This window comes from Erwinia sp. ErVv1, assembly GCF_900068895.1.
GTDB lineage: Bacteria > Pseudomonadota > Gammaproteobacteria > Enterobacterales > Enterobacteriaceae > Erwinia.
Genome location: NZ_CDPK01000015.1, coordinates 50,717 through 77,631 on the forward strand (window position 1 = coordinate 50,717; position 26,915 = coordinate 77,631).

Genomic DNA, 26,915 nt, shown 5'->3' on the forward strand with positions numbered 1-26,915 from the left:
CGCTATAGGAGCGGATGAGGCGATGCTACTGACGTCCTGAATGGCCAAAGCCACCTTCGCCACGAATGCTGGCATCGAAATCTTCTACCAGATTAAATTCAGCCTGTACGACCGGAACGAATACCATCTGAGCGATGCGTTCGCCCGGTTCGATGGTAAAAGCATTCTGTCCGCGGTTCCATACGGAAACCATTAGCTGTCCCTGGTAATCGGAGTCAATTAACCCCACCAGGTTACCCAGCACCACGCCATGTTTATGGCCGAGACCAGAGCGGGGTAAAATGACCGCCGCCAGTTGAGGATCGCCAATGTGAATAGCCAGACCCGTCGGCACCAGCGTGGTAGCCCCCGGCGCCAGCTGGATGGCCTCATCAAGACAGGCGCGCAGGTCAAGGCCCGCTGAGCCGGATGTGGCATAGGTTGGCAGTGGGAAATCTTTACCGACTCGCGGGTCGATTATTTTAACGTCGATTTTTTTCATCATAACGGCTGACTATCTCGTCCAGTAACTGTTGGCTAAGGCGCGACTTATCGCTAAGCGGTAAGGCTTTATCGCCTCCCTGCCAGAAAAGGTGTAGAGCGTTGTTATCACTGTTGAAACCTTGCCCGGCCTTCGATACATCGTTGGCGCAGATGACATCCAGGTTTTTGCTTACTCGTTTTTGTCGGGCGTATTCTTCCACATTGTGGGTTTCAGCGGCAAATCCTACTACAAAGGGGCGGTTGTCCTTCATGGCCGCAACGCCTGCAACGATATCAGGGTTTTTTATCATTTTGAGGGTAATTTCATCACCCTGCTTTTTGATTTTTTCCACGGCGACCTCAGCCGCACGGTAATCGGCAACCGCCGCCGTCGCGATAAAAATATGCTGTCCGGCAGCGCGATCCATGACGGCCTTCTGCATCTCCAGAGCGGTATTCACATCAATGCGCGTCACCTGCTGCGGGGTATCCAGCGCAACAGGACCGGCGATTAACGTGACGTTTGCGCCTCGTTTCGCTGCCGCTGCTGCAATAGCGAAGCCCATCTTACCCGAGCTGTGGTTAGTTATGAACCGCACTGGATCAAGATCCTCACGGGTTGGCCCCGCCGTCAGCATAATATTGAGATGTTGCAGATCGACGACGTCAGAAGCCCAGTTAACGGCTTCTTCTACAATCGCCAGCGGATCTAACATGCGGCCTGGGCCAACGTCACCGCAGGCCTGGCTGCCGCTCTCTGGCCCCCAGATTGGCAGGCCCCGAGCGGCGAGCACCTGCAGGTTATGCTGAGTAGGCAGGGCGCGGTACATCTGCTGATTCATCGCCGGAACAACCGCAATGGGCGCTGCCGTAGCGAGACATACCGTGCTCAGCAGGTCGTTTGCCATCCCGGCCGCCAGGCGGGCAATCAAATCGGCGGTGGCGGGTGCAAGAATGACCAGATCGGCCCATTTTCCCAGCTCAATATGCCCCATTGCTGCCTCAGCGGCGGGGTCGAGCAGATCGTCGGAAACCGGATATCCTGACACCGCCTGCAGGCTGAGCGGGGTCACAAAGGCTTTTGCCGCCTCAGTGACAACCACCCGAACCTGGGCGCCGCGATCGCGAAGCCGCCTGACCAGCTCCGGCGTTTTGTAGGCGGCAATCCCCCCACTTATGCCCAGAACAATGTGCTTGCCCGTTAATCCCATCATACTGACGTCCGCCCTGTTGAGTCAGATTAGCGCACTGCATAGCGCCAGAATTTGCGTATTTTATCACAATCCCATCCACCGTCCTTTTTGCAGAGGCACTATTGCTGTGAGACAGCTCGATAAAATGCGCCAGGAAGGTTGGAAAGTACTGTATATAATGCCATGATTTTGGCGGCACAGGAAGGAGGGATGCAGATGGAAAAGCAATGGCAGAGTGTTCCACCCAGAGAAAAATTGTTGCAGGGCGGGGCGGCAGAGTTAACGGACACTGAATTACTGGCTATTTTTTTAAGAACGGGGGTGGAAGGGGTACACGTTATGTCCCTGGCCTCGCAGCTTCTTGAGGAATTCGGATCGCTTTATCGTTTGCTTACGGCTGAAAAAAAGGCGTTTCAACATATAAAGGGCGTAGGAACGGCTAAGTATGCGCAGCTCAATGCAATTGCAGAGCTGGCCCGCCGCTTTTTTACCTGCAACGATGCGCTCGACCATCATAGCGTCACCAGCTCCAGCGATCTGCTTAATTACCTTCACAGTACGCTGGCGCACCGTGAGCGGGAAATCTTCATGGTGATTTTCTTTGATAATCAGCACCGGGTTATTGAGGCCCGTGAAATGTTTGCGGGCACGTTCAACAGCGTTGAAGTGCATCCCAGGGAAATCGTGCGTGATGCGCTCAGGCTGAATGCGGCCGCATTAATTCTTGCCCACAACCACCCGTCTGGCGTATCGCGCCCCAGCCCGGCCGATCGGGATGTGACCCAGCAGGTGGTCATCGCCTGTCAGCTTTTCAATATTCGGGTTCTGGACCATATGGTGATCGGGCGCGGCGAATACGTTTCATTTGCTGAAAAAGGGTGGTTATAGCCTGGAGAAATGCTGTCCTGCCCGCGGCGAAGAGGCCGTCCGGCGTCCGTTTAACGTTCAAATGCAGTAATTTTGCACGATCCGCAGGGATCTTTATCTGTTCGGGACTTGAGCAGCGCCGCCGCAGGGCGTATACTACGCCACCTTTGAGAATCTCGGGTTTGGCATTTGGGCCTGCTCAGCGGGTTCGCATTGAACTCGCCTGGATGGGCTATGAGCCTGACGAGGCGGCCAAAACCTTTTTTTTAAAGCTCGAGCTGATTTGATTTTTGGAGAATAGACATGTCACGAGTCTGCCAAGTAACTGGCAAGCGTCCGGTGACGGGTAACAACCGTTCCCACGCAATGAACGCGACGAAACGCCGTTTCCTGCCGAACCTGCACTCTCACCGTTTTTGGGTTGAGAGCGAAAAGCGCTTCGTTACACTACGTGTTTCTGCCAAAGGCATGCGCGTAATTGATAAAAAGGGTATTGAGACGGTTCTGGCCGATCTGCGTACCCGCGGTGAGAAGTACTAAGGTAAGGAACTGAAACATGGCTAAAGGTATTCGTGAGAAGATCAAGCTGGTTTCTTCTGCTGGTACAGGTCACTTCTATACCACCACGAAGAACAAGCGTACTAAGCCGGAAAAACTGGAACTGAAGAAATTCGATCCAGTCGTCCGCCAGCACGTGATCTATAAAGAAGCTAAAATCAAGTAATTGGTTTTAGTGGATAGTGAAAAACCCCGCCCCGGCGGGGTTTTTTGTTTTTGTGAGACGGTCAACCATCAACGCAGCACGGGAGGCGAGGCCATGCCGGAGTTACCTGAGGTAGAAACCAGTCGACGGGGTATCGAACCCCATCTGGTGGGTGCCACCATTCTTCACGCTATTGTGCGCAATGGGCGGCTGCGCTGGCCCGTCTCTGAAGAGATCCATCGGCTTAGCGATCAACCTGTGCTGAGCGTACAGCGGCGGGCCAAGTACTTGCTGCTGGAGCTGCCCCATGGCTGGATTATTATCCATTTGGGAATGTCCGGTAGTCTGCGGGTGCTGTCTGAAGAGTTGCCACCGGCTAAACATGACCACGTAGACCTGGTGATGAGCAATGGCAGGATATTGCGCTATACCGACCCGAGGCGCTTTGGCGCGTGGCTCTGGAGCAGCGATCTTACCGCCAGCAACGTGCTGGCTCATCTTGGCCCGGAGCCGCTCAGTGAAGATTTTTCCTCAGGCTATCTGTTTGATAAGTCGCGCGGCAAGCGTACGCCGGTTAAACCCTGGCTGATGGACAATAAGCTGGTGGTGGGGGTAGGCAATATCTATGCCAGCGAATCCCTGTTCGCCGCCGGTATTCACCCCGATCGTCAGGCGATGTCGCTAACTGCGGACGAAGCCGACCTGTTGGTCAGCACCATCAAGGCTGTGCTGCTGCGTTCCATTGAGCAGGGGGGAACAACGCTGCGTGATTTTTTGCAGACCGATGGCAAGCCCGGCTATTTTGCCCAGCAGCTTCAGGTCTATGGGCGGGCGGGCGAGCCCTGTCGGGTATGTGGTACGCCCGTTAAGGGTACGAAGCACGCCCAGCGCAGCACGTTTTACTGCCCAACCTGCCAGAAATAACCTGTTCGCGGCGGTTTAGCCGGTTAAAGCTTTGCCAGCAGCGCGGCTAAAACGGGTGCAGGAAGAAATGCACTGACGTCGCCTTTGTGCCGCGCGACCTCTTTAACCAGAGTGGAAGAGATAAAAGAGTACTCTTCAGCCGGCATCATAAACACGCTCTCCAGCGTTGATAGCAAATGCCGGTTCATCCGCGCCAGCTGCATTTCATATTCAAAATCAGATACGGCGCGCAGCCCACGAATAAGCACGTGCGCCTGGCGGTCGCGGGCAAAGTTCGCCATCAGATCGCTGAATCCCACCACGTCGACATTCGGTAGATGTGCCACCACCTCCTGTGCCAGTGCGACCCGCTCCTCAAGCGAAAACAGCGTCTTTTTATGCGGGCTGACGGCAATGGCCAGGATAACGCTGTCAAACATTCGGGCGGCGCGCGTCACAATGTCGAGGTGGCCGTTAGTCATCGGATCGAAGGTGCCAGGGTAAATCGCTTTTATGCTGCTCATAGGCCACCCTTGCTGGAAGCGTGAGAAGAGTTATTCAGCGCCCACAGCGCCGCGTATTTATTGAAGGTGTACTGTGCGTTGACCATCGCCAGCAGCCAGCCCTGTTTGCCATCCAGGAAACCGGCACGAAGCAGCAGCGTTTTCAGGAATGCGCCCAGAGTATGGGTAAAAATCGACATAAAGCCGCAGCGTTTACCCTGCTGGTGACGCTGTTTTGCCCAGGCCTCTGCATACGCAAATTGCTTCCACTGGAAGGCAGAGAAATCACGACAGGTTAAATGCAGCAGATCGCCCTTAAGCGGGATGACCTTCTGCCCCCGGGTATCCAGCGATTCATGTACCTGATTATCATTGTACTGATAGCTGGCGGGATACAGGCGCGTCACCCGATCGGGATACCAGCCGCTGTGGCGCATAAAGCGCCCCAGAAAAAGGTTTCTTCTGCCCAGGCTATAAATGGCCGTCGCCGAAGCGGGCTGCTGCAAAACGGATTCGATAGCTTCACGCAAAGTCGGCGTAATGCGCTCATCGGTATCGATCATCAGAATCATGGCGTGACTGGCGTAGCGCTGCGCCAGCTGGCGCTGTTTCCCATAGCCGTGCCACTCACCTGATTGGAATACCCGGGCACCGTGCCTGGCGGCGATCTGCGGTGTGTCATCACTGCTGCCCGAATCAAGAACGATAATCTCATCGGCCCAGCTAACGGATTCCAGACACTCCGGCAGTAGCCCGGCGGCGTCCCTGGCGATCAATACCACTGAAAGAGCCTGGCGATCGGACATTTAGTGATTCCGCTGTGGTAAATAGGGTTCGAGTAACTGTAGCAGACGCTGCAGCGCTCCCTGATTCTGGTGAAGCACCTCCACGGCATGTCGACCATAGTACAGACGATAATCCTCATCGGTCAGCAGCGTAGTAATCTCTTTATCCAGCGAGTCAGCATCGGTAACGGTTATCATGCCGTCAGCATTTTGCAGTCTGGCGCAGATATCCTTGAAGTTAAAGATATGTGGACCCATCAGCACCGGCAGCGCATGTGCGGCGGCTTCCAGAGGATTATGCCCGCCCCGCTCAACCAGGCTACCGCCAACAAAGGCCAGATCGGCGATGCCGTAAAGCAGCATCAGCTCGCCCATGGTGTCGCCAATCACGACCTGCGTACTGCCGGAGGGGATCTCGCCGCTGCTGCGCAGGGTATAGCTTAAACCTGCCTTCTGCGTCAGTTCGCGGGCAGTTGAGAAGCGCTCGGGGTGGCGGGGCACCAGAATTAACAGCAAATTAGGGAAGCGGGCCAGCAGCTTGCGGTGCGCATCCAGAATAATACTCTCTTCACCCTCATGCGTACTGGTCGCTATCCAGACCGGACGGCGAGGCGCCCACTGGCGGCGAAGTGTGATCGCCCGGGCAGCCAGCTCCGGCGTAACGGAGATATCAAACTTCAGGCTGCCGGTTACCGTCAGCTGAGCGCGTTTAAGCCCCAGGCTGACAAAGCGATCGCCATCTTCCTGGTTCTGCGCCGCAATCAGCGTAATTTTTTGCAGCAGCTGCTGCATAAATTTGCCCAGCTTTTTATAGCCCTTTGCCGACCGTTCGGAGAGCCTGGCATTGGCGATCACCAGCGGTATTTTGCGGGCGTGCAGCAGGGAGATCATATTCGGCCACAGCTCGGTTTCCATGATAATGACCAGCCGGGGGCGGGTATTATCCAGAAAGCGGTTCATCGATCCAGGCAGATCGTAGGGCAGATAGACGTGGTGGACATCGGTACCAAACGCAGAGGCGGCGCGTTCCGAGCCGGTCGGCGTCATGGTGGTAACCGTGATCGGCATCGAAGGGTAGCGATGACGTAAGGCTCTGACCAGAGGCACGGCGGCCAGCGTTTCGCCGACGGAAACCGAGTGCAGTAAAATGCCGTCTGGCAGCACTTTACCTTCACAATAACCGTAGCGTTCGGCCCAGCGCCTGCGGTAAGCAGGGGCTTTGCGGCCACGCAGCCAGAGGCGAAGCCAGATTAGGGGCTGAATGAGGTAGAGCAGGACGGTATAGAGTGTTGTCATCACAGTATTTACAATGTGCGCAGCGACCCACGCCAGAGAGTATCAAAAAAGATAAGTAATAGGGCATGTTAGCAGATAAGTTGCTCCCGCTCACACAACTTCATCAGCGCTGTTGCAGCACTTGTTGATAGAGCGCATTAAGCTGGCCCGCCAGCTGCTGAGGCGAGCAGGGTAGCACCCGTTCACGCGCTGCATCACCCATGCGGCTGTCTGCCGTTCGCAGCGGTATCGCGTTTGCGGCCCGGGTCAGTGCCGGAACATCCAGCGCATCGCAAACGAATCCCTGCTGACCCTCAACAATAAACTCTGCACCGCCGCAGGTGAAGCTGGTGATTACGGGCAGGCCGCAGGCCATCGCTTCCAGAATGACGTTGGGAAAAGGATCGTACAGCGTTGGCAGCATGAGCGCGTCGGCGGCATGATAGAAGGGGATCACCTCATGCTGCACGCCGGCAAAATGGATGCGATCCGCACAGTTCAGACGCTGAGCGAGCGCAGCGTAACGAGGCTGATGTTTGTCCTGTCCGATCACCAGCAGATGGGCGTCAGTCGGCGCAAGCGCTTCGATACAGGCTTTTAAACCCTTTCGTTCAAAGCCCGATCCAACGTAGATAAACACTCTGGCATGCTCCGGCAGACCCAGTTTTTCGCGCATTTGCTGACGCTGTTCGCGGGTGGCGGGTTGGAAACGCTGCGCGTCGATAGCGTTATAGATAACCGCAAATTTCTCCTCCGGCACCTGAAAACAGCGCATGATATCGTTTTTCACCATCTGCGAGTTACAGATGATTTTCTTCAGCGAGGGCGAACGGAACATCGCCTCCTCGGCGGCCATAACGTAACGATGATAGGCACTGGCCTGGGTTAGCAGACGCTGAAACGGTGAAACGATTCTGGCACGCTGCGCAAGCCATACGCGGTGTACGCCATCGCCCGCGCGAAAAATATCACAGCCACTGATGCGCTCGTGGCTCTGTACGATATCAAACTGCTCGCGCTGCCAGCAGGCCCGAGCCGCCTCGGCAAAGCCCCGCTCGCGCGAGATGCGGCCCCACTTTTTAGGATTGCAGATATGCAGGTGCCAGTCTGGTCGGGGTTCTCCCTGCCAGTCGCGCGTGATGATATTCAGTTCAAGGCTGCTGTCGTCCAGTGCTTCCAGCGCGCGGGCGATAAAACGTTCGGCGCCGCCGTCGGGGCGATACTTCTGCCGAACGATTGCCAGTCTGACTTTATTCATCCAGATATTTCCTTGCGGCAGCGACAACTTCATCAAGTGGTATCGCGGAGAGGTAGCGGAGTTTCGTTTTGGTATCAATACTGTCAGGCGACGGCAGGGGCGCATAGTCTCCCGCCCAGATGACCCGATTATTATTTCCCCAGGGGCGCCACTGGGTGAGCTTGGTAGGGCCAAACAGCGCAATGCACGGCGTATTCAGCGCCGCAGCCATATGCATCGGCGCTGAGTCCACGCCGATAAACAGTCTGGCATGGTCGATCAGGGCTGCCAGCTGCGGCAGCGACAGCTGGCCTGCCAGCGAAATAACCCGGCGGCCGTGGCAAAGCGAAAGAATATGTTCGATCATCGCCAGCTCGTTTTTGTCCGGGGCCGCAGTAAGAATGATGTCGCTGCTGTCATCGCTAAGGGCATCGACCAGTCCGGCGACCTTATCGTCTTCCCAGCACTTATAGGTCCAGCGCGAAGTCGGCTGAATCACGATATAGGGCCTTTCCACCGGCTGATATGCGAGAAGCGTGCTCCGCGTTTTTTGCCAGTCCGCCTCGCTGTAATGCATCGCCGCCGACCAGCCTTCAGGGGCGATCCCCAGTGGAGCCAGCGCCGCCAGGTTTTGTTCGACGGTGTGCAGCTGCGCATGGCGGTCGGTGGAGACCAGATGGGTATGGGAATGCCGCCAGAGGGCGTTACGCCGTTTTTTATAATCAAAGCCAATCCTGACTTTTGCGCCTGTCATTCGGGTAATAATCGCACTGCGCCACTGGTCTGCAAGGTTGATGACCAGATCGTAACGACACTGCCGGAGCGTCTTAATCAGTCCGATTTCATGAGAAATATGCTTTACGCCACCCTCTTTCTTCCAGTTGCGGTCAATAAAATGCAGATGGCGGAGCAGCGGGTGCGCCTTGAGCATGGGCAGGGTTTCTTTATAAAGCAGCACATCAATGTTGGCATGGGGATAGCGCTGATGAAGCGCCTGAATAACCGGCGTGGTGAGCAGCATATCACCATGGTGACGCAGCTTGATCAGCAGTATATTTTGCGGCACAAAGGCGTCAGGGATCGTTTGAGGCGTTGGCATACTCATGAAATCTCAAAAGGAAGTGAGCCGATTGTAAGGCAAACGCCGCGAGGGGGAAAGCCAGCGCGGCACGACGCTATCGCTGACGCCAGCGGTAAATTCGGCAAAGCCAGAGCAGCAGTTGATACCACTGGCGAATACCCCGCGCGTTCCGCAGCATGCGGCCAGGCGTACCGGTAGCAAAAAGGTCCGCTATTATTGCCTGGCGAGCCGCTTCTTCCGGCTCACGGCGCACAGAGTGACAGACGCTGAGCGCCTCTTTTGTCACCTGCCGATGAAACTCGGGGTAAATTTTTACTTTGCGCCGGTAGCGCTGGTTAATCTCTTCCAGCATCCGCGCAATTTTCATGTAATGTTTTTGATACTCGACATTACGCTGGCCGGTGCGCGTCTGATTACTGATCGACTGGTCATGAACATAATAACGGTACAGGACGGTATCGATATAGCGCACCCGCTGAACGTTCATCATCAGTTCGGTCGTCCAGGGAATGTCCTGATGGTGCAGACCGGGTTCAAAGCGCAGGTTGAGCTGCTCAATCAGCGAACGGCGGTAAATGCCCAGCCAGACGACATGCAGGTAACGATTGCTGGCCAGCGCCCTGCTGAGCCATGCCGGGCCGCTAAGAACTTCCGTCGACCCCAACCGCTCGAGAGGGATAAGCGGGCGGGCTTCACTTCCTCCCCAGAACACCCGCTCGGCATTACACTGTGCGACATCCAGGTCGTCCCGTTCTGCCATGCTGACCAGGGTGCTGTACATCTCAGGTGAGAGCGTGTCGTCGGCATCCGGGAAAGTGACATATTTTCCACGCGCAGCGGCAAGGCCGTCATTTCTGGCTCTTGATACACCGCCGTTTTCACGGTCGATCACCTGAACGTGTGGATAGTCTGCGGCATAGCGATGGGCCAGTTCCGCAGACCGATCCGTGGATCCATCATTAACGATGATCACCTCCAGGTCTTCCAGGGTTTGAGCCAGCAGGGACGACATAAAGGCCTGAAAACTCTCTCCTGCATTATACATCGGGATTATTACGCTCAGGCGCGGGGCGGGGGCTTCAGAATGCGGATTCATACTCAGGGTAACGTCTTCTTTTCCTGGGCCAGGAGGGGGCTTCTGGCACTGATAAAATGATAAATATCATCAAGCTTTCGCGGGTCAAGCTCAAAAAGCTGCTCGACGGGGTGGTTAAACGCATACAGCGCATGAAACACAAAAGACGAGGGTGAGATATGGTTTGGGCCAATCAGTAAAACGTCACCCAGCGGCCGCTGCTCTTCAACGCAGCAGGGGCCGTAAATCAGAATAACCGGCACGTTTTGCGAATCTGCGATGTAAACATTGCCTGAGTCGGATGCGACATAAAAATCCATGTTGCTGATAGCCCACGGAAGGCCTTCCAGTGACACTTTACCAATCAGATTCACGATGTTATCGGCGTTATCGATCGCCTCATAGAGCGCGTTCAGCCGGGGAAGTTCTTCAGGCGAGCCGAAAACATAAAACAGGCAGGGCAGATCGCTCAGTCGCTCAAAAAGACGCTTCCAGATGGCCGGAGGGATCGTTTTCGCCTGATTCCCAGCGGAAATGCTGATACCAATCTTTATCCGATCCGTGCGGAAAATCTCCTCGGGCGTATCCTGCGGCTTCAGCAGCGGCAGCGTGGCATGCTTAGGATAGCTCGCACGCGTCAGAGAGCGGTCAGCCAGCTTAAGGTAGTTTTCCAGGGTCAGCGTGGTTTTTGTATGCTCAACCGTGCCGCTGGCGGTCAGATAAAATAGCTGCTGATACCACTTCCGACGGTACATCGACAAAAACTGCTTATTACCCGCGTTGCAGCAGGCGGCAAAAAACAGATTGGCGTTGTTAGGCTGTAACAGATAGATATTTTCATAGCGATTCATCAGCATGAAGGCGAGCTTAAGCTTACTCAGCGTGCTGCTTTTATGTTCTTCGATATAAAAAATCTCATCCAGCGTGGCATCATGCCGTGCCAGCGGCGCGACAGAACGGCTCAGCAGGGCATCACTGTGCTTCAGATGGCTTAGCAGCGGCGTAATATTGACGAAATCGCCAATCTTCGCCGTCTGGATAACCAGATTACGTGCCGTCTTCTTTTGCACCAGCTTTAATGCCAGCTTCAAAGGAAGAAGCAGGATAAAGAGCAGAACATAATTCACGCTCCCAACTCCCTGAACGTACCGCTGCCTGTCCCTGCGTGCAGAGGGATACAGGCGTGCCCCATCGCTGGAATCTGGTAATAAGAGTTCAGATAGCCGTTCCTGCGTGTGAGCGTTATCATGGGCCAAAACCTTAGGTATTGAATAAACAAATTGTTCTCTTCATCCCGGATAAACAGGAGTCGCTTTCGGGTGGCAGTATCATCATTTTAAATGAGTTTTAGGGAAGCTTCTGCCAGCGTGTTGTTAGTCTGGGTTAATTAAATCAAGGTACTGTTGGCAAACTGTTTCAATAGTGTAAGCCTGCAGGTCCAGCGCATTCACCGCGGGAGGGTTGAACCAAACTTCCCTGAGCGTCGCGGCCAGCGACGCTTCACTCATATCAGCAAGGCCGCGAGCAAGATCGCCGGTCAGGATGCTTATCGGACCGCCAGGACAGCGGGTACTGACCACCGGACTGTGACAAATCAGCGCTTCAACCAGGACGTTGCCAAAACCTTCGCTATCTGAACTGACGACTAAAATTTTTGCCTGGCGTATATAGGGGTAAGGATTGTCCATAAAGCCTTTAAAGATAACCCTGTCTTCAATCCCCAGTTCAGTGACCAGCCCTTTGATTTTTGCGGTAATTTCAGGGTTCCCCTGACCAATCAGCAGCAGTGGGGCAGAGAGGCCACTTTGGGCATAGGCCCGCAGCAGACGGTCATGGCGTTTAGTCTGGTGAAAACGTCCAACGTGGATGAGGTACTCTTTTCCTTCCATGCTACAGGGCTGTAGCGACAGCTGCTCAATGACGTCAAAGTCAAAGGGATTAGATATCACACGCTCGCGCTTCGGTCTTACCAAAAAAGCACTTTTGAGATCGTCCATCACATACTGAGATACGCCAATCAGGTTGCGGTTTTGATAGACGCAGCGGGTTTTACGCTTTTTTAACCAGCGCGAGAAACCTTTGCGGTGGCCCAGGTAAGAGGCGGAGAAGACCCCGTGCAGGCAGAACCAGGTTTTATCGGCATCCAGCACCCTGGAACGGCTGACGATACGATCGGTTTTATGCAGATGCGAGACAACCAGATCGAAAGCACCGCCCGTTTTCTCTGCTTCGCTGATGGCGCGATCGAGCCCTGCGGCACGGCGGTTAAGCTCAGTCAGCTTGCGCCAGGGCTTTTTGCAGCGATCTTTTATCACCTGATAATCAAGCCCCTCAGGAATGCTGTAGTCGCACACGGTACGCAGTGAAAACAGCGAAACCCGATGCCCGCGCTCAATCAGCCCTTTTGAAAGCGTCAGAACCACCTTCTCGGCTCCCCCGCCCGGCAGGCCATCAATGATCATCAAAATGCGCTTGGACAAATTTTTACCCTTAAAAAGAGAAGATAGCTGCGATGTGGCGCCATACCCACCGCATTAATACTGGTCTGAAGCCTGTTTTAGCGCTGTCAGTGCGTCCTTGCTTATAAAGAGTGAGCTTTAGATGTAGAGGNGCGATGTGGCGCCATACCCACCGCATTAATACTGGTCTGAAGCCTGTTTTAGCGCTGTCAGTGCGTCCTTGCTTATAAAGAGTGAGCTTTAGATGTAGAGGCTATCTTAGAAAAATAATAAAGATAGCGCTACCTGGAATCCTGTCCGCCTGTGAGCCAGCTCAGCAAATCTCTTTGCGGTTCTCATTGCTGCTGCGTAACATAGCCGCAAGGTCACCACGGAGCCTGCAATCTGCATGAAGAAACCAGCATTTATTATTACTATCGATACTGAAGGCGATAATTTATGGCGTAATCGTTCCGGGAACGTTACGACCAAAAACGCGCAATATCTTGCCCGATTCCAGCAAATTAGCGAGAAGTATGCCTTCAAGCCGACCTGGCTGACCAATTATGAAATGGCCATCGACCCCGTCTATATCGATTTCGCCCGCGATGTGATTGCCCGTGGTCAGGGGGAGGTGGGTATGCACTTACATGCGTGGAACAGCCCGCCCGTCAGTCCATTGACCGATGATGACTGGCGTTTTCAGCCTTATCTGATCGAATATCCCGCTGAGGAAATGCGCAGCAAAGTCGTCTATATGACCGACCTGCTGGAAGAGACGTTTCAGACAAAAATGCTGAGCCACCGCGCAGGCCGCTGGGCGTTTAACGAAGCGTATGCCCGGCTGCTGATCGAACTGGGATACCGCGTTGACTGTTCGGTGACCCCACGCGTGAACTGGACCTTCTCGCCGGGTGCCCCGCAGGGGCAGGGTGGTACCGATTATACCCACTTCCCGCGTGATGCTTATTATCTTGATATCAATGATATTTCGCGGCCCGGCAACTCACCGTTGCTGGAAGTTCCCATGACCACGTACTATAAACATTCGGGGTTAATGAACAGCCTTAAGCAGGGCTATGACAAACTTCGCGGTAAGCAACGCAGCCCCTCAGTCTACTGGCTGCGCCCGACCGGAGGCAATGCGCAGCAGATGATCGCGGTGGCGGAAAAGACCCTGGCGCAAGGTGCGGACTACGTTGAATTTATGCTGCATTCGTCGGAGTTTATGCCAGACGGCAGCCCAACCTTTAAGAACGAGGGTGATATTGATCGATTGTATGACGATCTGGAGACGCTGTTCAGCTGGTTGCACCATCGGACCCAGGGAATGACCCTCGCAGAATTTGCGCAAACAAAACCACAATAATGAGCCGCATGGCATCCAGTCCCGACCTGAGAATCACTATGCTAATCAGACGTAATACGGCACAGCTTCGCACAGTTTTTTATTTTCTGACGCTGGTCAGCGCAATGCTATCGATCATGCTGACCTTTATTGATATCAAGGCAGCCAAGGTCCTGTTTTATTGGTCTTTCTATTTCTCTCTCGCCGGTATCCTGTTTAACCGGAAAGACGTTGACCGCTCGCGACTGTGGTTTCTGGCGATGCTGGCGATACTCGGTGCCAGCAAGCTGATTTGGTTTTACTGGGAGTATTATGGCGGCCCGGATTACACCACCTATAACGACTATATGAACGCCGGGAAACGCCTGCTGCTGGTCTGCGTGACGGGCTACTGGCTCTTTTCACAGATGCAGCATTTCCGGGCGAAAAGCATCCTCTGCATTAAGTATGGCCTGCTAACGGCATTCGCCGCCGCGACCGCGTATGGCTTCTGGCAGTATTTCAGCGACATGCACCGGGTAGAATTTGCGCTCGATCGCGCCACTATCTCTGCATATGGCTATGCGATGCTCTCTATGGTGGTGCTGTTTCTGCTGGCTTCCGAAAAGCATTCGCCGGGCAGCATGCTCTGCTGCCTGGCCATTTTCCTGCTCTCCTGGTTTGTACTGATGCAAACCGGTACGCGCAATATGATGGCGGCTTATCCGTTAATCATCCTGGTGGTGGGCGTGCTGCAGTTTCGTCATTTTGGGTTAAAGTCGCTGCTGGCGATACTGGTTGCCGTTGGCGTCCTGGTCGCGCTGAGCTATAAGCCGATCATTAAGCCGAAGCTGGATACCACCTTCCAGGAATACACCCTTTATAATCAGTCAAACGGCAACGAAAACGGCTCTCTCACTACCCGACTGGCGATGTGGCAGGTTGGCTGGTGGTGCCTGAGCGCCCATCCGTTGGGAATGAAGTCTGAAGATCGCACCGCCTGTTTTCAGCGGTATGTCGACACCTATCACAAGGACAGCGTGTCGATGCTGTACGAGAAGGTGCATCTGCATAACGAGGTGCTGGATACTGCCAGCCTGCAGGGGATTCAGGGCGCGGTGGTGCTGCTGATGTTTTATCTGTCGCTGGTGGTTTACGCCCTGCGCTCGCAAAACTCACTGCTGCTGGCGGTGATGCTCGGCGTAATTGTCAGCGGTCTGACTGATGTGGTGTTTATCAGTCGGGAACTGACGGTATGCGTCGCGCTGATGTTGGTCGTGTGTGAGATGTGGAATGCGCTGACCCGGCCTCGGATAACGCACAGCGATTAACTCTCCAGGCGGGGCTTACCAGCCCCGCCTGCGCACGGCCAGCATCTTCCTTTTGTAACTCAGCCTGATTTTTCCGTTCAGCAAAAACCGCAACAGACTCACCTGACGAATCCGCGTCCTGACAGTCTCTCCCTGCGGCGTGTTCTGAAGCTGGGTGTGATAGCGGTTGGCGATATCCAGCCAGTGGCAGGTAATCAGGTGCTGAAAGGCGTGAGGCAGTACCCGGTCCATATTTTGCGTGGCGGCAATCAGGCAGCGAATTTTTTCGGCGTTAACGTCTGAAGAGAGGCTGTGCGCATGTTTGCGGTAGAGGTAAAATCCCGCCCGGCTGTAGAGCGTTCTGGTGCTGAGGGTCAGCATTAAGGGGAAGAGCCAGGTGTCTTCGTAGCAGATGAAGTCCGGAAAGGCGTGCTGCTGAAACAGGCGACGGGAAAAAAACTGCCCGATAAAATGTGCCTGGTAATCACGATGAACAAGGAAGCGTTCAATAGACTGGTCCCGGTTAAGCTCGATGGGCTCGTCAGGCTGCCATGACGGGAGCGAGTCGTCGCCCCGCACCTCAATGATTTTACTCAGCAAAATATCTGGCGCGCGCTGTTGCAGCAGGGTAAGCCGCTCCTGTAGCGCGCCCGCAAGCAGCGAATCATCGCTGTCCACCATCAGAATGTATTCGCCGCGCGCCAGGCTTACAGCGTGATTTCGCACTTTGCCGACGTTGCGGAACGCTGTCCGGTCGGTACGGATCTGCGAGTAACGAGCGGCATAGTCATCAATAATGCTCTGGGTGGCATCGGTGGAGGCGTCATTGATGATGATAATCTCGGCGCGCTGCTGGGCCGTGCCCAGGGAGGCAAAAATCGTGTCCAGCGTATTCGCCAGATAGGGCTCGCAATTGTGCGCCGCGATCAGAATGCTAAGCTGACAGGGTGTGTTCATCAGTGTTCGCGGTGAGGCGCTCCGGAATGGATAAGCGGCAGCAACTGTTCTTCCACCTGCTGAGGGGAAATATCCGCCATATTGTTTCCGCTCGCGGGTCGTAGCACAAACTGGTTTTGGCCGTAGCCGCCAATCAAGCCGGGATCGGTGGGGCCATACAGCGTGAGATTGGGGCAGGCCAGCGCGGCGGTAAGATGGCTGAGTCCGGTATCTACGGAAACAACCGCCCTGGCGCCAGCCAGCGTACGCGCAACCTGTTCAAGCGTCAGCTTTGGCAGCACCTCAACATAATCAAACTCAGCCGCTATCCGCTGCGCCCGCTGGTGTTCATGCTCGGCGCCCCAGGGCAGTTTGATGCGCATTCCGCTCTCTTTCAGCAGGCCAGCCAGCGTGCGCCAGTGGGCCTCTGGCCAGTGTTTTGCATCGCGCGTAGTGGCATGCAGAAAGACCAGGTATTGCCCGGTATCAGGCGGTGGGCTGCTGAGGAAGTGATCGGCTATGGCGTAATCTCCCGGTCCCTCGGGTAACGGGTAGCCAAGGCTTTTCGCGAATAGCTCACGCGTACGCTGCACGGCGTGCTGCTGCTTGTCGATTTCGTGGCGTTTATCAAACCACCAGCTGGCAAAAGGCTCTCTGGCGCTGCGACTGTCATGGCCATGCTTTTCACCTTTCGCGATGCGGGTTACCAGCGCGGCACTTTTGATCAACCCCTGGGCATCGATTACGCGGTCATACTGGCGTGACTGTACTTCGCGCTTGAAGAGAAAGCGTTCTTCACGGACCTCGCTGCCAAACCAGTGCTTGCGCCAGCGGCGGATCGCCACCGGGATCACCCGGTCAACGGCGGGATGCCACGCCGGGATTTGAGCGAAGCCCTCTTCCACCACCCAGTCAAAGCGGATCCCCGGAATGGCGTTCATCGCATCGGTCAGCGCAGGCAACGTATGCAGTACGTCACCCATTGATGACGTTTTAACAATCAGGACCTGCATTCGCTCTCCTGGTTTTCCGCCAGCAGGGTATCAAGTTCGGAGATAACCCGCTCAGGCGTGATGTCGATCAGGCTCTGATGGTAGCCCTGCTCAGCATCGCCCTTACGCACTTTGTGGTAGCCGGTAATCAGGCGAATGACGCGCGCCTTATGTGACAGCGGCGGCGTAAAATCCGGGCTGCTGGGGCCATATAGTGCCACCAGCGGACGGTCCAGCGCGGCGGCGATATGCATCAGACCGGAATCATTACTGACCACGGCGCGGCAGTGAGCCAGCAGGATCACCGCCTGCTCAAGCTGCGTGCTGCCGGCCAGATTGCTGCAATTCTCGCGAGAGTGCGGTTGCAGCGTCTGGAGGATCTCTTCCCCGGTTTCTCTGTCTTTGGCTGAGCCAAACAGCGCGATTTGAAAGCCACGATCAATCAGCTTTTGCGCCAGCGCGGCGTAGTGATAATGAGGCCAGCGCTTGGCCGGACCAAATTCTGCACCGGGACAGAAGCCAATCACCGGGCGCTCAGGCCGCAGGCCAAACTCTGCTGCCGTCGCCCGTTTTTCCGCTTCGCTGACCTGCAGGGCAGGCCACAGCAGCGGCTGGGGGAGATCGGCAGCGCGGCTTATCCGTGATGAGTCATATGCCAGCGCGACGTAGCGTTCCACCATTAGCGGGAATGCGGCTTTATCAAGCACCCGCAGGTCGTTCAGCAATCCATAGCGCATCTCCCCGCGCCACCCGATACGCTTTTTAATCGCGGCAAAAAAGGGCACCAGCGCGGACTTGAACGAATTGGGCAGCACGTAGGCGCGATCGTATCCTTTGTCACGCAGCGTCCTGCCCAGGCGGCGGCGCTCGCCCAGCGCCAGGGCACCGTGACCGAGCGGCATCGCCAGCGCGTCGTTGACCTCTGGCATACGCGACAGTAAAGGTCGGCACCACGCCGGTGCCATGACGTCAATCACGGCATCGGGATGAGCGGCCTTCAGCGTACGATAGAGACTTTGCGACATCATCATATCGCCGACCCAGGAAGGGCCGATTACCAGAATTTTCATCGCCGGAATTACCCTGTTACGCGTTGCGGTTCAGCCATGCCATATAGTCGTTCACGCCTTCGGCGACGGTTTTGAACGGCTTGTCATAGCCAGCCGCGCGAAGTTTGGTCAGATCGGCCAGCGTATAGGCCTGATAGCGACCCTTGAGTTTTTCCGGGAAAGGGATGTACTCGATCTCACCCTGCTGGTGGAAATTGAGCGCCGCGTCGGCCACTTCCTGGAAGGACTCAGCGCGACCCGTGCCACAGTTATAGATACCGGATACGCCGTTTTCCCAGAACCACAGATTGACCGAGGCCACGTCTTCAACGTAGATAAAGTCGCGCTTAAAGCCGTCGCTACCCTCGAACAGTTTGGGATTTTCGCCGTTGTTCAGCTGGGTATTAAGATGGAATGCCACGCTGGCCATGCTGCCCTTGTGGCCTTCGCGCGGTCCGTAGACGTTGAAGTAGCGGAAACCGCATACCTGCGAGCCCGCTTCCGGAAGGATCTGGCGCACGTAGTGATCGAACAGCATTTTCGAGTAGCCGTAGACGTTAAGCGGCTCTTCAAATTCGCGCGCTTCAATGAAGTTATCATTGCGTCCGCCGTAGGTGGCAGCCGATGAGGCATAAAGGAAGGGGATCTGATGCTCAAGGCAGTAGTGTAAAAGCTCCTTGGAGTACTGATAGTTGTTTTCCATCATGTACTTGCCGTCCCACTCGGTGGTCGAGGAGCATGCGCCTTCATGGAAAACGGCCTCCACATCGCCAAAATCCTCATCAGCCAGAATGCTAATCAGGAAATCTTCCTTGTCCATGTAGTCAGCAATATTCAGATCCACCAGGTTGGCAAACTTAGTGCCATCCTTCAGATTGTCTACCACGAGAATGTCAGTGTGGCCTTTGTCATTCAGCGCTTTGATGATGTTGCTACCGATAAAGCCCGCACCGCCGGTGACGATAATCATAAGCTATAACCTTAAAAAATGGTGTGAAACAGGAGGTTTCACACGCTAATGCCGAATATCATAACATCTCATCACCCGGCAGACAGCCAGATGACTCCGTAACGGTATGCGTTTGCTTTAAGCAAGCGCTACTGCTGTTTTTCCGCATCGGTCAGATAGCGAACCTTGCGCGTGTAATCCTGCCCCTTAAAACTCACCAGGGCATCCGATGAATCAAGGTATTTTTGCCATTCGGAAAGTGGAAAACCGCCGTGGGCGCCAATCACTTCTTTGGGAATGGCAGCCGTCGTCCCACCAATTTTCTTTGATACCGGCCAGTTCATCCAGTCGCCCAGATTCACCGTTTTCAGATCCAGCAAGTCCAGCAGGGCGGCAAGCGGCAGCTGATCGGTTGGCGGCTGGGAATCGTCCATCAGCTCCCAGGTATCCTGAAACAGCGTCAGCCAGAGCGGGCAGATCCGTTTCCATGTCTGCCGCGTCGCCGCCAGGAAAGCCCCGTTAACGTGATCGACAATAAACGGACGGACGCTGTGACGATAATAGGCCGGACGACGCGCCTCCGGCGTGTTCATCAGCTTGGCGATCATTTTCCCCTGACGAAAGCTGGAGTAAATATGGCCATCAAGCATATTAATTTCAGGCATTTTTAGCAGGTTGAGATCTGAATCGATCATCAAAATCCCCTCCGTTCTGGCCTGTAGAGGCGCCTGAAGTTTGATCAGACGACTGCGGTAAATTTGCTTGTAGCGGTAGGTCTCTTCGCGAAAAGGCACATCCAGCGTGACGACGCGCGTCTTTGCCGGCAGCTCGCCGAACTCTTCAGCCCGTCTGTCGCTGACAATCACAATCTCCTGTGCGTCCGGCGCAAAGCGGGCGGAAAATAGCGCGCTCAGTTTAGCTTCTTCAATGAAGTCCGCGCCCGTGCAGGGGATCACCACCGAGGTGACCGGTATGGCACCCTGCACCTCTGATTGCTGATAGGGAATATTGTGACGTGCGCGAATCTGTCGGAAATGGGGTTTTAAGAATTCAAACATGCGAAGAGTTTCCATAGGCCGCATTTTTTAAAATAGTTTCTACGCCGGAGACGTAGTGCTCAATAGCATAGTGTTGCTTTACGCTTGCATTGGCCTGATGCAGTAGAAAGCTGCGCTTTTCCGCGTCCAGATAGAGCATTTTCATCTCTTCAAACAGGGTCTGGACATCACCATACTCAAAAAGCAGGCCGGTTTTGTCGTGCTCAATCAGCTCAGCGGTGCCGGTGACGCGGGAGCCGATCACCGCCGTGTTCAGCAGCATGGCTTCCAGTACCACCCGCGGCAGACCTTCGCTTTTTGATGCCAGAATAAAGACGTCCAGTGCGGCGAGATACTCCAGCGCATTGCTGCGAAAGCCGGTAAATACAACCCGATCGGCAATACCGGCCTGCTCCGCCTGCTGCTGAAGTTTCGACAGTTCGGGGCCTTCGCCCAGTATAACCATCCGCCAGCGGGCGGCGGGAAAGGCGGCGGAAAATTTCTCCAGCGCGCTCAAAATATGGTGATTCGATTTGCGTGGGATCAGTGAGCCGATGCTGCCAAATACAAACGTGTCATCACTGATTTGCAGGAGCTGACTGCGCATCGCCGCGCGGACGGGCAGCGGCTGCCAGATATCTATCGCGTTGAATACCGTAAAGCACTTCTGCGGCATTACGCCGTTATCCAGCAGTACCTGGCGCACGCCGTTGGAAACGGCGATGATCGCGTCCACGCGGTGATTCACCCGCTCTACCAGCTCGCGGTTTAACACCGGCTCGATGCGGCAGTGCTGCACAACCGTCACCGGCAGCCCTTCTGCCGCGAGATAACCCTCCAGGTTCGATCCCGGCTGATTGTTCATATAGAGCAGGTCGAAATGACCGTCGGTCAGCCGCTGGCGGATTTGCCGGGCATTAGGCCGGATGCGCCAGACGGCGTCGACGCGCTGCGTGGCCCGCAGGCGCAGTTTTCGATTGAAAAAGACCAGCGAACGCAGCAGCTCTTTGCCGAGCTTGGCCCAGCGGGGCTGTTTCCGCTGGGGAATAAATAGGATGGGGATGCCGAGCGCAGTTAGCACCTGCTCAATCGAATCGCCTTTCCCCCGGGAATAGTTGTGGTAGAAGCAGCAGTGAAGATCGAACTGGCTGCGATCAATACGTTTTAGCAGCTCCAGCATGCTGTTGGTGCCGCCCCCCCATTCGTTGCCGGTATCCAGCAGCAGAATTTTTTTACGCTGTTCTACCATCGTACGGCTTCCGCATCGGTCAGTCAGGCTTAGCGGGCAGTCAGACCGCTAAGCCGCCGAGATATTAAGGGGTCTTTCCGAGCTGAAGGCTCAATCCGGAAAAGTTCGTTTTGATGTAGCGCATAGCCTGACTCTCAGCGATGCTGTCTGCCACCACGTTCAGGGCGAGAATTGCCGGAACGGGCAGTGGGGTCACCGGGCAGGTTTTCACGCCACGGAACGGATTACGCGGCGGCGTTGGCTTCGCGGGCAGCGGCAGCGGTCGGTGGCCGACCGACTGGGGTTCATTCAGCAGCTGACTCGGACGCACCAGGGTAATGTCCGCAGGGAGCGTGGGCAGCATTTGCAACAGCACTTTCACCGTGGTGGGATGCGGATGACCAATCGCAATGGCTGAACCGTCGCGCTGTGCCAGATGCACGGCGCGGAGGAACTGTTTGCGAATATCCGCTTCATTCTGCGTGTCGTCGAGGAAAACGCGACGCTTAATGACTTTCACATGCGTGCCCGCAGCCGCGGGTACAGACTGGCTGTTGCCAATGGTCATGCTATCGAGAAAGTAAAAATTGTAGTTGTTCAGAACCTGCATAACTTTTTGCATCGCAGGCAGGCTGGAGGTCATCGCGCTGCCCATATGATTATTAAGGCCGACCGCATAGGGTACGCTGGCGACCGCCGCACGAATAATGCGCTCGATTTCGGCGCTGGACATATCCGGACGCAGGGTGTTTTTTTCCAGCGGCTGCTTGCTCAGCGGTGCCATCGGCAGATGGATCAGCACCTCATGGCCGCGCTGGTGCGCCTTCGTGGCCATGACGCGCGCACCCGGCGCATCAGGCAGGACAGCAACGGAAATGGCAGGCGGCATCTGCAGCACCTGGTTTTCCTGCGCCGGGCGGTAGCCGAAATCATCAATGACAATTGAGAGTTTGCCGGCGTGAACCGGGCAGGCCATCAACAGGCCTGCCAGCATGCCGCTAAGTTTGTGCAGACGTACCAAAAGTTATCTTCCTAACCACGGGAGTGGATTAACAGCCTGTCCCTGGCGGCGGATTTCAAAATAGAGTGAAGGGGTGCCGCGCCCACCGCTGGTACCTACCAGCGCAATAGGCTGCCCGGCTTTAACCTGGGCGCCAACGCTGACCAGCGCGCTCTGGTTATAACCATACAGGCTCATGTCGCCTTTGCCGTGTTCAACCACCACGACCAGCCCATAACCCTGGAGCCAGTCGGCCATCAGCACGCGGCCATCGGCGATCGCTTTGACCTCGGTGCCTTCCGGTGCGTTAATGACCAGCCCCTTCCAGCGCAGTTCACCCTGCAGCTGTTCACCGAAGCGATGCTCAATGGAACCCCGTACCGGCCATAGCGCCTGACCCGCAGGCCGCCCGAGGCCTCCGGTGCGGGAGACCAGTGCGCGTTCGCTTTCGGTAGGTTTATAGGTTCTGCCCTTGCTCTTAGCCTGCGCCTCACGCTGGCGAACGCGCTGAGCCTCTTTCGCTTCGCGTTCTGCCCGTGCCCGCGCTTCCTGTTCAGCTTTCGCGATTTTATCGCGCAGGCGGCTCTCATTCTGACGCATCTCAACCAGCTGGGCCTGGTCTTTTTCCAGCGAGGATTCCAGCGTGGTCAGCGTTTTCTTACGTGCCACGCGGGCGCCTTCCAGCTTCTGATGCTGAGACTGCTGCTCAGCCAGCAGGGATTTCTGCCGGGCGAGCTTATCCACCCGCGAGGCTTTTTGCGCAGAGAGCTGGCTGCGGGTTTTTTTCAGATCGTCGATGGACTTCTGGCGCGCATCATTCAGGTAGCTGAAGTAGGCCAGAATGCGTTCGCTCCGCTGGCTCTCTTCGCCGCTGAGTATCAGCTGTACGCCGCCGTGCTGGCCCTGACGAAACGCCGCATCCAGCTGCTCCGCCAGCAGTTTCTCCTGCGCATCCTGCTGTGCCTGGAGCTTGCTGATGGACGCCGACAGATCGGCGATCTCTTTATTTAAGCCAGTGAGGATTATCTGCGTTTCGCGCAGCTGTCGGCTGGCCTGAGCAATGATTTTTTCCTGACTTTGCAGCTGATCGAGCAGTTTGCCGCGCTGCTGCTTTTGCTGCTGAACGCTTTTCTCTTTTTTAGCGATGTCCTGCTGCAGGCTGGAAAGTTGCGATTTGTTATCATCCGCTGCCCTGCCGGGAGCGGGCAGCAGAAAAAAGCCAGCGCAGAGCACGCAGGCTGACAGGGTGAACACGCGAGATCGTAGCAGAACGCCTGTGGCCGATCCGTTAACCTGGGTTCGTTGAACTGAAACTGTCGCTTTTTCCCTCATAGGAGGAGGATTATTCCACGATGAACAGCAGCTTACCAGCTATCTGTGGCGGGATTTGCGTTTCTGACGGTAACAGCGGAGTGAAGGATAGCGCGCGATAAGGCACGTTCCTCCGGGGAAGGGGGGAGGGAACTGGCTGACTTTTAACCGCCTAAGATTGCATCGGGCAAAAGCCGCGTCAGGGATTTGCAGCTGAGGTAAATTATTTTGAGGATCTGGTCCAGAAAACGTAACTCTGAGGGCTTCACGTCTGTACATGGCAGCACTGGCAGGTATACTCAGAAGCCTTGTTTTCGCTTATTAACCCTTTCGGGAGTTGTTACCCCTCATGCAAGATATTATGCAGTTCGCAGGCAGCCATACCATTCTGAGTCTGGCGTGGGTTGTCCTGCTGGTTTTGGTGATCGTGACCACCGTTAAGGGCATGTTCTCCAAGGTAAAAACAGTTAGCCGTGGTGAAGCAACCCGATTAATCAATAAAGAAGAAGCCGTTGTCATTGATGTCCGTTCTCGCGATGACTACCGTAAAGGCCATATTTCTAACGCAATTAACATCCTGGCGGCCGATATCAAAAAAGGCAGCTTTGGCGAACTGGAAAAACATAAAGCGCAGCCGATTATTGTCGTCTGTGCCAATGGCACCACTGCGGCCGAGCCGGCTTCTCAGCTCAATGCAGCGGGTTTTGAACGGGTTTTCGTACTGAAAGATGGCGTTTCCGGCTGGAGTGGTGAAAACCTGCCGCTGGTTCGCGGTAAATAATATTTGGAGAGTGGTATGGCGAACGTAGAGATCTACACCAAAGCAACCTGTCCTTTCTGCCATCGCGCAAAAGCGCTGTTAAGCCAGAAGGGCGTGAATTATCAGGAAATTGCCATTGATGGGGATGCCGATAAGCGCGAAGAGATGATCAAACGTAGCGGTCGTACCACCGTTCCACAGATTTTCATTGATGCGCAGCACATCGGCGGCTGCGACGACCTGTTTGCGCTCGATGGCCGCCATGGCCTCGACCCGCTGATAAAGTAAGACGGGCGAGTGGCGCAATAACGGATTATTAACCCATAGGATCACGTACCATGTCAGAACAAAACAACACCGAGATGTCATTCCAGATCCAGCGTATTTATACCAAGGATATTTCTTTTGAAGCGCCAAACGCGCCACAGGTTTTCCAGAAAGAGTGGGAGCCAGACGTAAAGCTGGACCTGGATACCGCTTCCAGCCAGCTGGCTGACGACGTTTACGAAGTCGTGCTGCGCGTTACCGTGACGGCAACTGTGGGTGAAGAGTCGGCGTTTCTGTGTGAAGTGCAGCAGGCGGGTATTTTCTCTATCTCCGGTATTGATGGTAACCAGATGGCTCACTGCCTTGGCGCCTACTGCCCTAACATTCTGTTCCCGTATGCGCGCGAATGCATCACCAGCCTGGTTTCCCGCGGTACGTTCCCGCAGCTTAACCTTGCACCGGTCAACTTTGATGCGCTGTTTATGAACTACCTGCAGCAGTCAAATGAAGGTGCCGCTCCTCAGCAGGACGCATAATGCCTCAAGCAAATGCTTCTATGAGCGTTATCGGTGCCGGTTCGTACGGCACCGCTTTAGCCATTACCCTGGCCCGTAATGGCCACCCGGTAGTGATGTGGGGCCATAACGCCGCCCATCAGGCACAGCTTCAGGCCGATCGCTGCAATGCTGCCTTCCTGCCTGACGTCCCTTTTCCCGACACCCTCAGCCTTGAAAGTGATTTAGCCGCAGCGATTGCGGCCAGCCGCGATCTGCTGGTGGTGGTCCCAAGCCACGTATTTGGCGATGTCCTTAAGCAAATCAAACCCCACCTTCGCACAGATTCCCGCATTGTCTGGGCGACCAAAGGTCTCGAAAAAGAGACCGGCAGGCTGCTACAGGATGTCGCACGGGAAATAGTGGGTGACGAGGTACCTCTGGCGGTCATTTCCGGGCCAACCTTCGCTAAAGAGCTGGCAGCTGGCTTGCCCACGGCCATTGCGCTGGCGGCAACGGAGGCGGAATTTGCTGACGATCTGCAACGCCTGCTGCACTGTGGTAAAAGCTTTCGCGTCTATAACAACCCGGATTTTATCGGGGTTCAGCTTGGTGGGGCGGTGAAAAACGTGATTGCCATCGGTGCGGGGATCTCAGACGGCATTGGCTTTGGTGCGAATGCGCGTACGGCGCTGATTACGCGTGGACTGGCCGAAATGACCCGCCTGGGAACGGCGCTGGGCGCCGATCCCACCACCTTTATGGGCATGGCCGGGCTGGGCGATTTAGTTCTCACCTGCACCGATAATCAGTCGCGTAACCGTCGCTTTGGCATGATGCTCGGGCAGGGTGGCGATGTGGAGACAGCGCAAAATACCATCGGTCAGGTGGTAGAAGGATTCCGAAATACAAAAGAAGTAAAGGCGCTGGCCGCGCGCTGTGGCGTGGAAATGCCAATAACTGAGCAAATTTATCAGGTACTGTATTGTGAAAAGAGTGCGCGCGAGGCAGCATTAAGTCTGCTAGGGCGAACAAGGAAGGATGAGAACAGTCCAGCTGAAAAGGGAAGCTCAGCGCATTAACGTCCTGCCGGACGTTATATTCGATGGGGAGAGAGCAATGCCGAGCGCAGAACCTGAACAGGTGTGGGACTTTATCAGAGCAGAAGCGCGGGCGCTGGCCGAATGCGAACCAATGCTGGCCAGCTTTTATCACGCTACGCTGCTAAAGCACGACGATCTCGGCAGTGCGCTGAGCTATATGCTGGCTAACAAGCTGGCAAATCCGATTATGCCTGCGATGGCCATCCGTGAAATCGTGCAGGAAGGCTACAAGCAGGATCCCTCGATGATTCAGTCCGCTGCCTGCGATATACGGGCGGTGCGCCAGCGCGATCCGGCGATTGATAAATACTCCACGCCGCTGCTTTACCTCAAAGGCTTCCATGCTCTCCAGGCCTACCGTATCGGACACTGGTTATGGAATCAGGGGCGGCGGGCACTGGCCATTTACCTGCAAAATGAGGTCTCCGTTTCTTTCGCTGTAGATATCCATCCTGCGGCGAAAATAGGGCGCGGTATCATGCTGGACCATGCAACGGGCATTGTTGTCGGGGAGACGGCGGTAATCGAAGATGATGTGTCGATTCTGCAGTCCGTTACGCTAGGCGGGACGGGTAAAACCAGCGGCGATCGTCATCCCAAAATCCGTGAAGGGGTGATGATAGGGGCGGG

The 26,915-nt window shown here is 55.3% G+C and carries 29 protein-coding genes; 11 read left to right on the top strand and 18 right to left on the bottom strand.

Annotation, left to right across the window (positions count from 1 at the left end; translation table 11 throughout):
- Positions 1-25 precede the first annotated feature (25 nt).
- Together dut and coaBC are read right to left on the bottom strand one after the other, a co-directional pair.
- Positions 26-484, bottom strand: coding sequence for a dUTP diphosphatase (gene dut, locus A1830_RS17595; RefSeq protein WP_067709282.1), 459 nt, complete (start codon positions 482-484; stop codon positions 26-28).
- Positions 462-1,676, bottom strand: a complete 1,215-nt coding sequence (gene coaBC, locus A1830_RS17600) for a bifunctional phosphopantothenoylcysteine decarboxylase/phosphopantothenate--cysteine ligase CoaBC (RefSeq protein WP_067709284.1) — start codon at positions 1,674-1,676, stop codon at positions 462-464. The genes dut and coaBC overlap by 23 nt, the downstream gene beginning before the upstream one ends.
- Positions 1,677-1,871: 195 nt before the next feature.
- Between coaBC and radC the strand changes: the two genes are divergently transcribed.
- From radC to mutM, 4 genes are all read left to right on the top strand, one after another.
- A complete protein-coding gene (radC, locus tag A1830_RS17605) occupies positions 1,872-2,543 on the top strand; it encodes a RadC family protein (RefSeq protein ID WP_067709453.1) in 672 nt (223 codons plus the stop codon).
- A gap of 282 nt (positions 2,544-2,825) precedes the next feature.
- Positions 2,826-3,062: a 50S ribosomal protein L28 gene (gene rpmB, locus A1830_RS17610; RefSeq protein WP_004154798.1), complete on the top strand. Its 237-nt coding sequence runs from the start codon at positions 2,826-2,828 to the stop codon at positions 3,060-3,062.
- Between the two features lie 16 nt (positions 3,063-3,078).
- On the top strand, positions 3,079-3,246 hold the full coding sequence (gene rpmG / locus A1830_RS17615; RefSeq protein WP_001051798.1) for a 50S ribosomal protein L33: 168 nt from the start codon (positions 3,079-3,081) through the stop codon (positions 3,244-3,246).
- A 93-nt stretch (positions 3,247-3,339) separates the two neighbouring features.
- Complete coding sequence (mutM, locus tag A1830_RS17620; RefSeq protein WP_067709287.1) at positions 3,340-4,149, top strand: bifunctional DNA-formamidopyrimidine glycosylase/DNA-(apurinic or apyrimidinic site) lyase; 810 nt, start codon at positions 3,340-3,342, stop codon at positions 4,147-4,149.
- Positions 4,150-4,172: 23 nt separating this feature from the next.
- Here mutM and coaD read toward each other — a convergent pair whose 3' ends face one another.
- From coaD to A1830_RS17660, 8 genes are all read right to left on the bottom strand, one after another.
- The gene (gene coaD / locus A1830_RS17625; protein ID WP_067709289.1) at positions 4,173-4,652 is read right to left on the bottom strand and encodes a pantetheine-phosphate adenylyltransferase; all 480 of its coding nucleotides are present in this window, start codon (positions 4,650-4,652) and stop codon (positions 4,173-4,175) included.
- Positions 4,649-5,437, bottom strand: a complete 789-nt coding sequence (locus A1830_RS17630; RefSeq protein WP_067709291.1) for a glycosyltransferase family 2 protein — start codon at positions 5,435-5,437, stop codon at positions 4,649-4,651. Before A1830_RS17630 ends, coaD begins: the two co-directional genes overlap by 4 nt.
- Entirely contained in the window at positions 5,438-6,712 is a 1,275-nt protein-coding gene (gene waaA / locus A1830_RS17635; RefSeq protein ID WP_067709293.1) for a lipid IV(A) 3-deoxy-D-manno-octulosonic acid transferase, read from the bottom strand. It lies immediately after the preceding gene.
- A gap of 103 nt (positions 6,713-6,815) precedes the next feature.
- Complete coding sequence (locus A1830_RS17640; protein ID WP_067709296.1) at positions 6,816-7,949, bottom strand: glycosyltransferase family 4 protein; 1,134 nt, start codon at positions 7,947-7,949, stop codon at positions 6,816-6,818.
- On the bottom strand, positions 7,942-9,033 hold the full coding sequence (gene rfaQ / locus A1830_RS17645) for a putative lipopolysaccharide heptosyltransferase III (RefSeq protein WP_369815721.1): 1,092 nt from the start codon (positions 9,031-9,033) through the stop codon (positions 7,942-7,944). Before rfaQ ends, A1830_RS17640 begins: the two co-directional genes overlap by 8 nt.
- Positions 9,034-9,103: 70 nt before the next feature.
- Positions 9,104-10,105, bottom strand: coding sequence for a glycosyltransferase (locus A1830_RS17650; RefSeq protein ID WP_073981046.1), 1,002 nt, complete (start codon positions 10,103-10,105; stop codon positions 9,104-9,106).
- Positions 10,106-10,107: 2 nt separating this feature from the next.
- Positions 10,108-11,211 carry a glycosyltransferase family 9 protein gene (locus A1830_RS17655; RefSeq protein WP_067709300.1) on the bottom strand — a complete coding sequence of 368 codons (1,104 nt, stop codon included), beginning with the start codon at positions 11,209-11,211 and terminating at the stop codon, positions 10,108-10,110.
- A gap of 246 nt (positions 11,212-11,457) precedes the next feature.
- A complete protein-coding gene (locus tag A1830_RS17660; protein ID WP_067709302.1) occupies positions 11,458-12,546 on the bottom strand; it encodes a glycosyltransferase in 1,089 nt (362 codons plus the stop codon).
- A 385-nt stretch (positions 12,547-12,931) separates the two neighbouring features.
- On the opposite strand from A1830_RS17660, the gene A1830_RS17665 reads away from it, so the two are divergent.
- Both A1830_RS17665 and A1830_RS17670 read left to right on the top strand, forming a co-directional pair.
- Positions 12,932-13,891, top strand: a complete 960-nt coding sequence (locus A1830_RS17665) for a polysaccharide deacetylase family protein (protein WP_067709305.1) — start codon at positions 12,932-12,934, stop codon at positions 13,889-13,891.
- Positions 13,892-13,929: 38 nt separating this feature from the next.
- Positions 13,930-15,180 carry an O-antigen ligase family protein gene (locus tag A1830_RS17670; protein WP_067709306.1) on the top strand — a complete coding sequence of 417 codons (1,251 nt, stop codon included), beginning with the start codon at positions 13,930-13,932 and terminating at the stop codon, positions 15,178-15,180.
- 15 nt (positions 15,181-15,195) lie between these two features.
- Here A1830_RS17670 and A1830_RS17675 read toward each other — a convergent pair whose 3' ends face one another.
- The 8 genes from A1830_RS17675 to envC form a co-directional block, all read right to left on the bottom strand.
- Positions 15,196-16,116, bottom strand: coding sequence for a glycosyltransferase family 2 protein (locus A1830_RS17675; protein WP_067709308.1), 921 nt, complete (start codon positions 16,114-16,116; stop codon positions 15,196-15,198).
- The gene (gene rfaC, locus A1830_RS17680) at positions 16,116-17,108 is read right to left on the bottom strand and encodes a lipopolysaccharide heptosyltransferase RfaC (protein ID WP_067709310.1); all 993 of its coding nucleotides are present in this window, start codon (positions 17,106-17,108) and stop codon (positions 16,116-16,118) included. Before rfaC ends, A1830_RS17675 begins: the two co-directional genes overlap by 1 nt.
- Positions 17,096-18,157 (bottom strand): ADP-heptose--LPS heptosyltransferase RfaF, encoded by a 1,062-nt coding sequence (gene rfaF / locus A1830_RS17685; RefSeq protein ID WP_067709313.1) that lies wholly within the window; start codon positions 18,155-18,157, stop codon positions 17,096-17,098. Before rfaF ends, rfaC begins: the two co-directional genes overlap by 13 nt.
- A 16-nt stretch (positions 18,158-18,173) precedes the next feature.
- Positions 18,174-19,106 (bottom strand): ADP-glyceromanno-heptose 6-epimerase, encoded by a 933-nt coding sequence (gene rfaD, locus A1830_RS17690; protein ID WP_067709315.1) that lies wholly within the window; start codon positions 19,104-19,106, stop codon positions 18,174-18,176.
- Between the two features lie 128 nt (positions 19,107-19,234).
- The gene (locus tag A1830_RS17695; protein ID WP_067709318.1) at positions 19,235-20,143 is read right to left on the bottom strand and encodes a hypothetical protein; all 909 of its coding nucleotides are present in this window, start codon (positions 20,141-20,143) and stop codon (positions 19,235-19,237) included.
- On the bottom strand, positions 20,136-21,371 hold the full coding sequence (locus A1830_RS17700; protein WP_067709320.1) for a glycosyltransferase: 1,236 nt from the start codon (positions 21,369-21,371) through the stop codon (positions 20,136-20,138). Before A1830_RS17700 ends, A1830_RS17695 begins: the two co-directional genes overlap by 8 nt.
- A gap of 64 nt (positions 21,372-21,435) precedes the next feature.
- Positions 21,436-22,344, bottom strand: a complete 909-nt coding sequence (locus A1830_RS17705; RefSeq protein WP_369815723.1) for a divergent polysaccharide deacetylase family protein — start codon at positions 22,342-22,344, stop codon at positions 21,436-21,438.
- Between the two features lie 30 nt (positions 22,345-22,374).
- Positions 22,375-23,682 carry a murein hydrolase activator EnvC gene (gene envC / locus A1830_RS17710; RefSeq protein WP_067709325.1) on the bottom strand — a complete coding sequence of 436 codons (1,308 nt, stop codon included), beginning with the start codon at positions 23,680-23,682 and terminating at the stop codon, positions 22,375-22,377.
- 328 nt (positions 23,683-24,010) lie between these two features.
- Here envC and A1830_RS17715 point away from each other — a divergent pair, with 328 nt between their 5' ends.
- From A1830_RS17715 to cysE, 5 genes are all read left to right on the top strand, one after another.
- Positions 24,011-24,442 carry a rhodanese-like domain-containing protein gene (locus tag A1830_RS17715; RefSeq protein ID WP_067709328.1) on the top strand — a complete coding sequence of 144 codons (432 nt, stop codon included), beginning with the start codon at positions 24,011-24,013 and terminating at the stop codon, positions 24,440-24,442.
- 15 nt (positions 24,443-24,457) lie between these two features.
- Positions 24,458-24,709 carry a glutaredoxin 3 gene (gene grxC / locus A1830_RS17720; RefSeq protein WP_067709331.1) on the top strand — a complete coding sequence of 84 codons (252 nt, stop codon included), beginning with the start codon at positions 24,458-24,460 and terminating at the stop codon, positions 24,707-24,709.
- A gap of 50 nt (positions 24,710-24,759) precedes the next feature.
- Positions 24,760-25,224: a protein-export chaperone SecB gene (gene secB / locus A1830_RS17725; RefSeq protein WP_067709333.1), complete on the top strand. Its 465-nt coding sequence runs from the start codon at positions 24,760-24,762 to the stop codon at positions 25,222-25,224.
- Entirely contained in the window at positions 25,224-26,264 is a 1,041-nt protein-coding gene (gene gpsA / locus A1830_RS17730) for an NAD(P)H-dependent glycerol-3-phosphate dehydrogenase (RefSeq protein WP_067709335.1), read from the top strand. Before secB ends, gpsA begins: the two co-directional genes overlap by 1 nt.
- A gap of 37 nt (positions 26,265-26,301) precedes the next feature.
- Positions 26,302-26,915, top strand: a 614-nt coding sequence (gene cysE / locus A1830_RS21755) for a serine O-acetyltransferase (RefSeq protein WP_197473370.1), incomplete at its 3' end; no start/stop codon positions are given.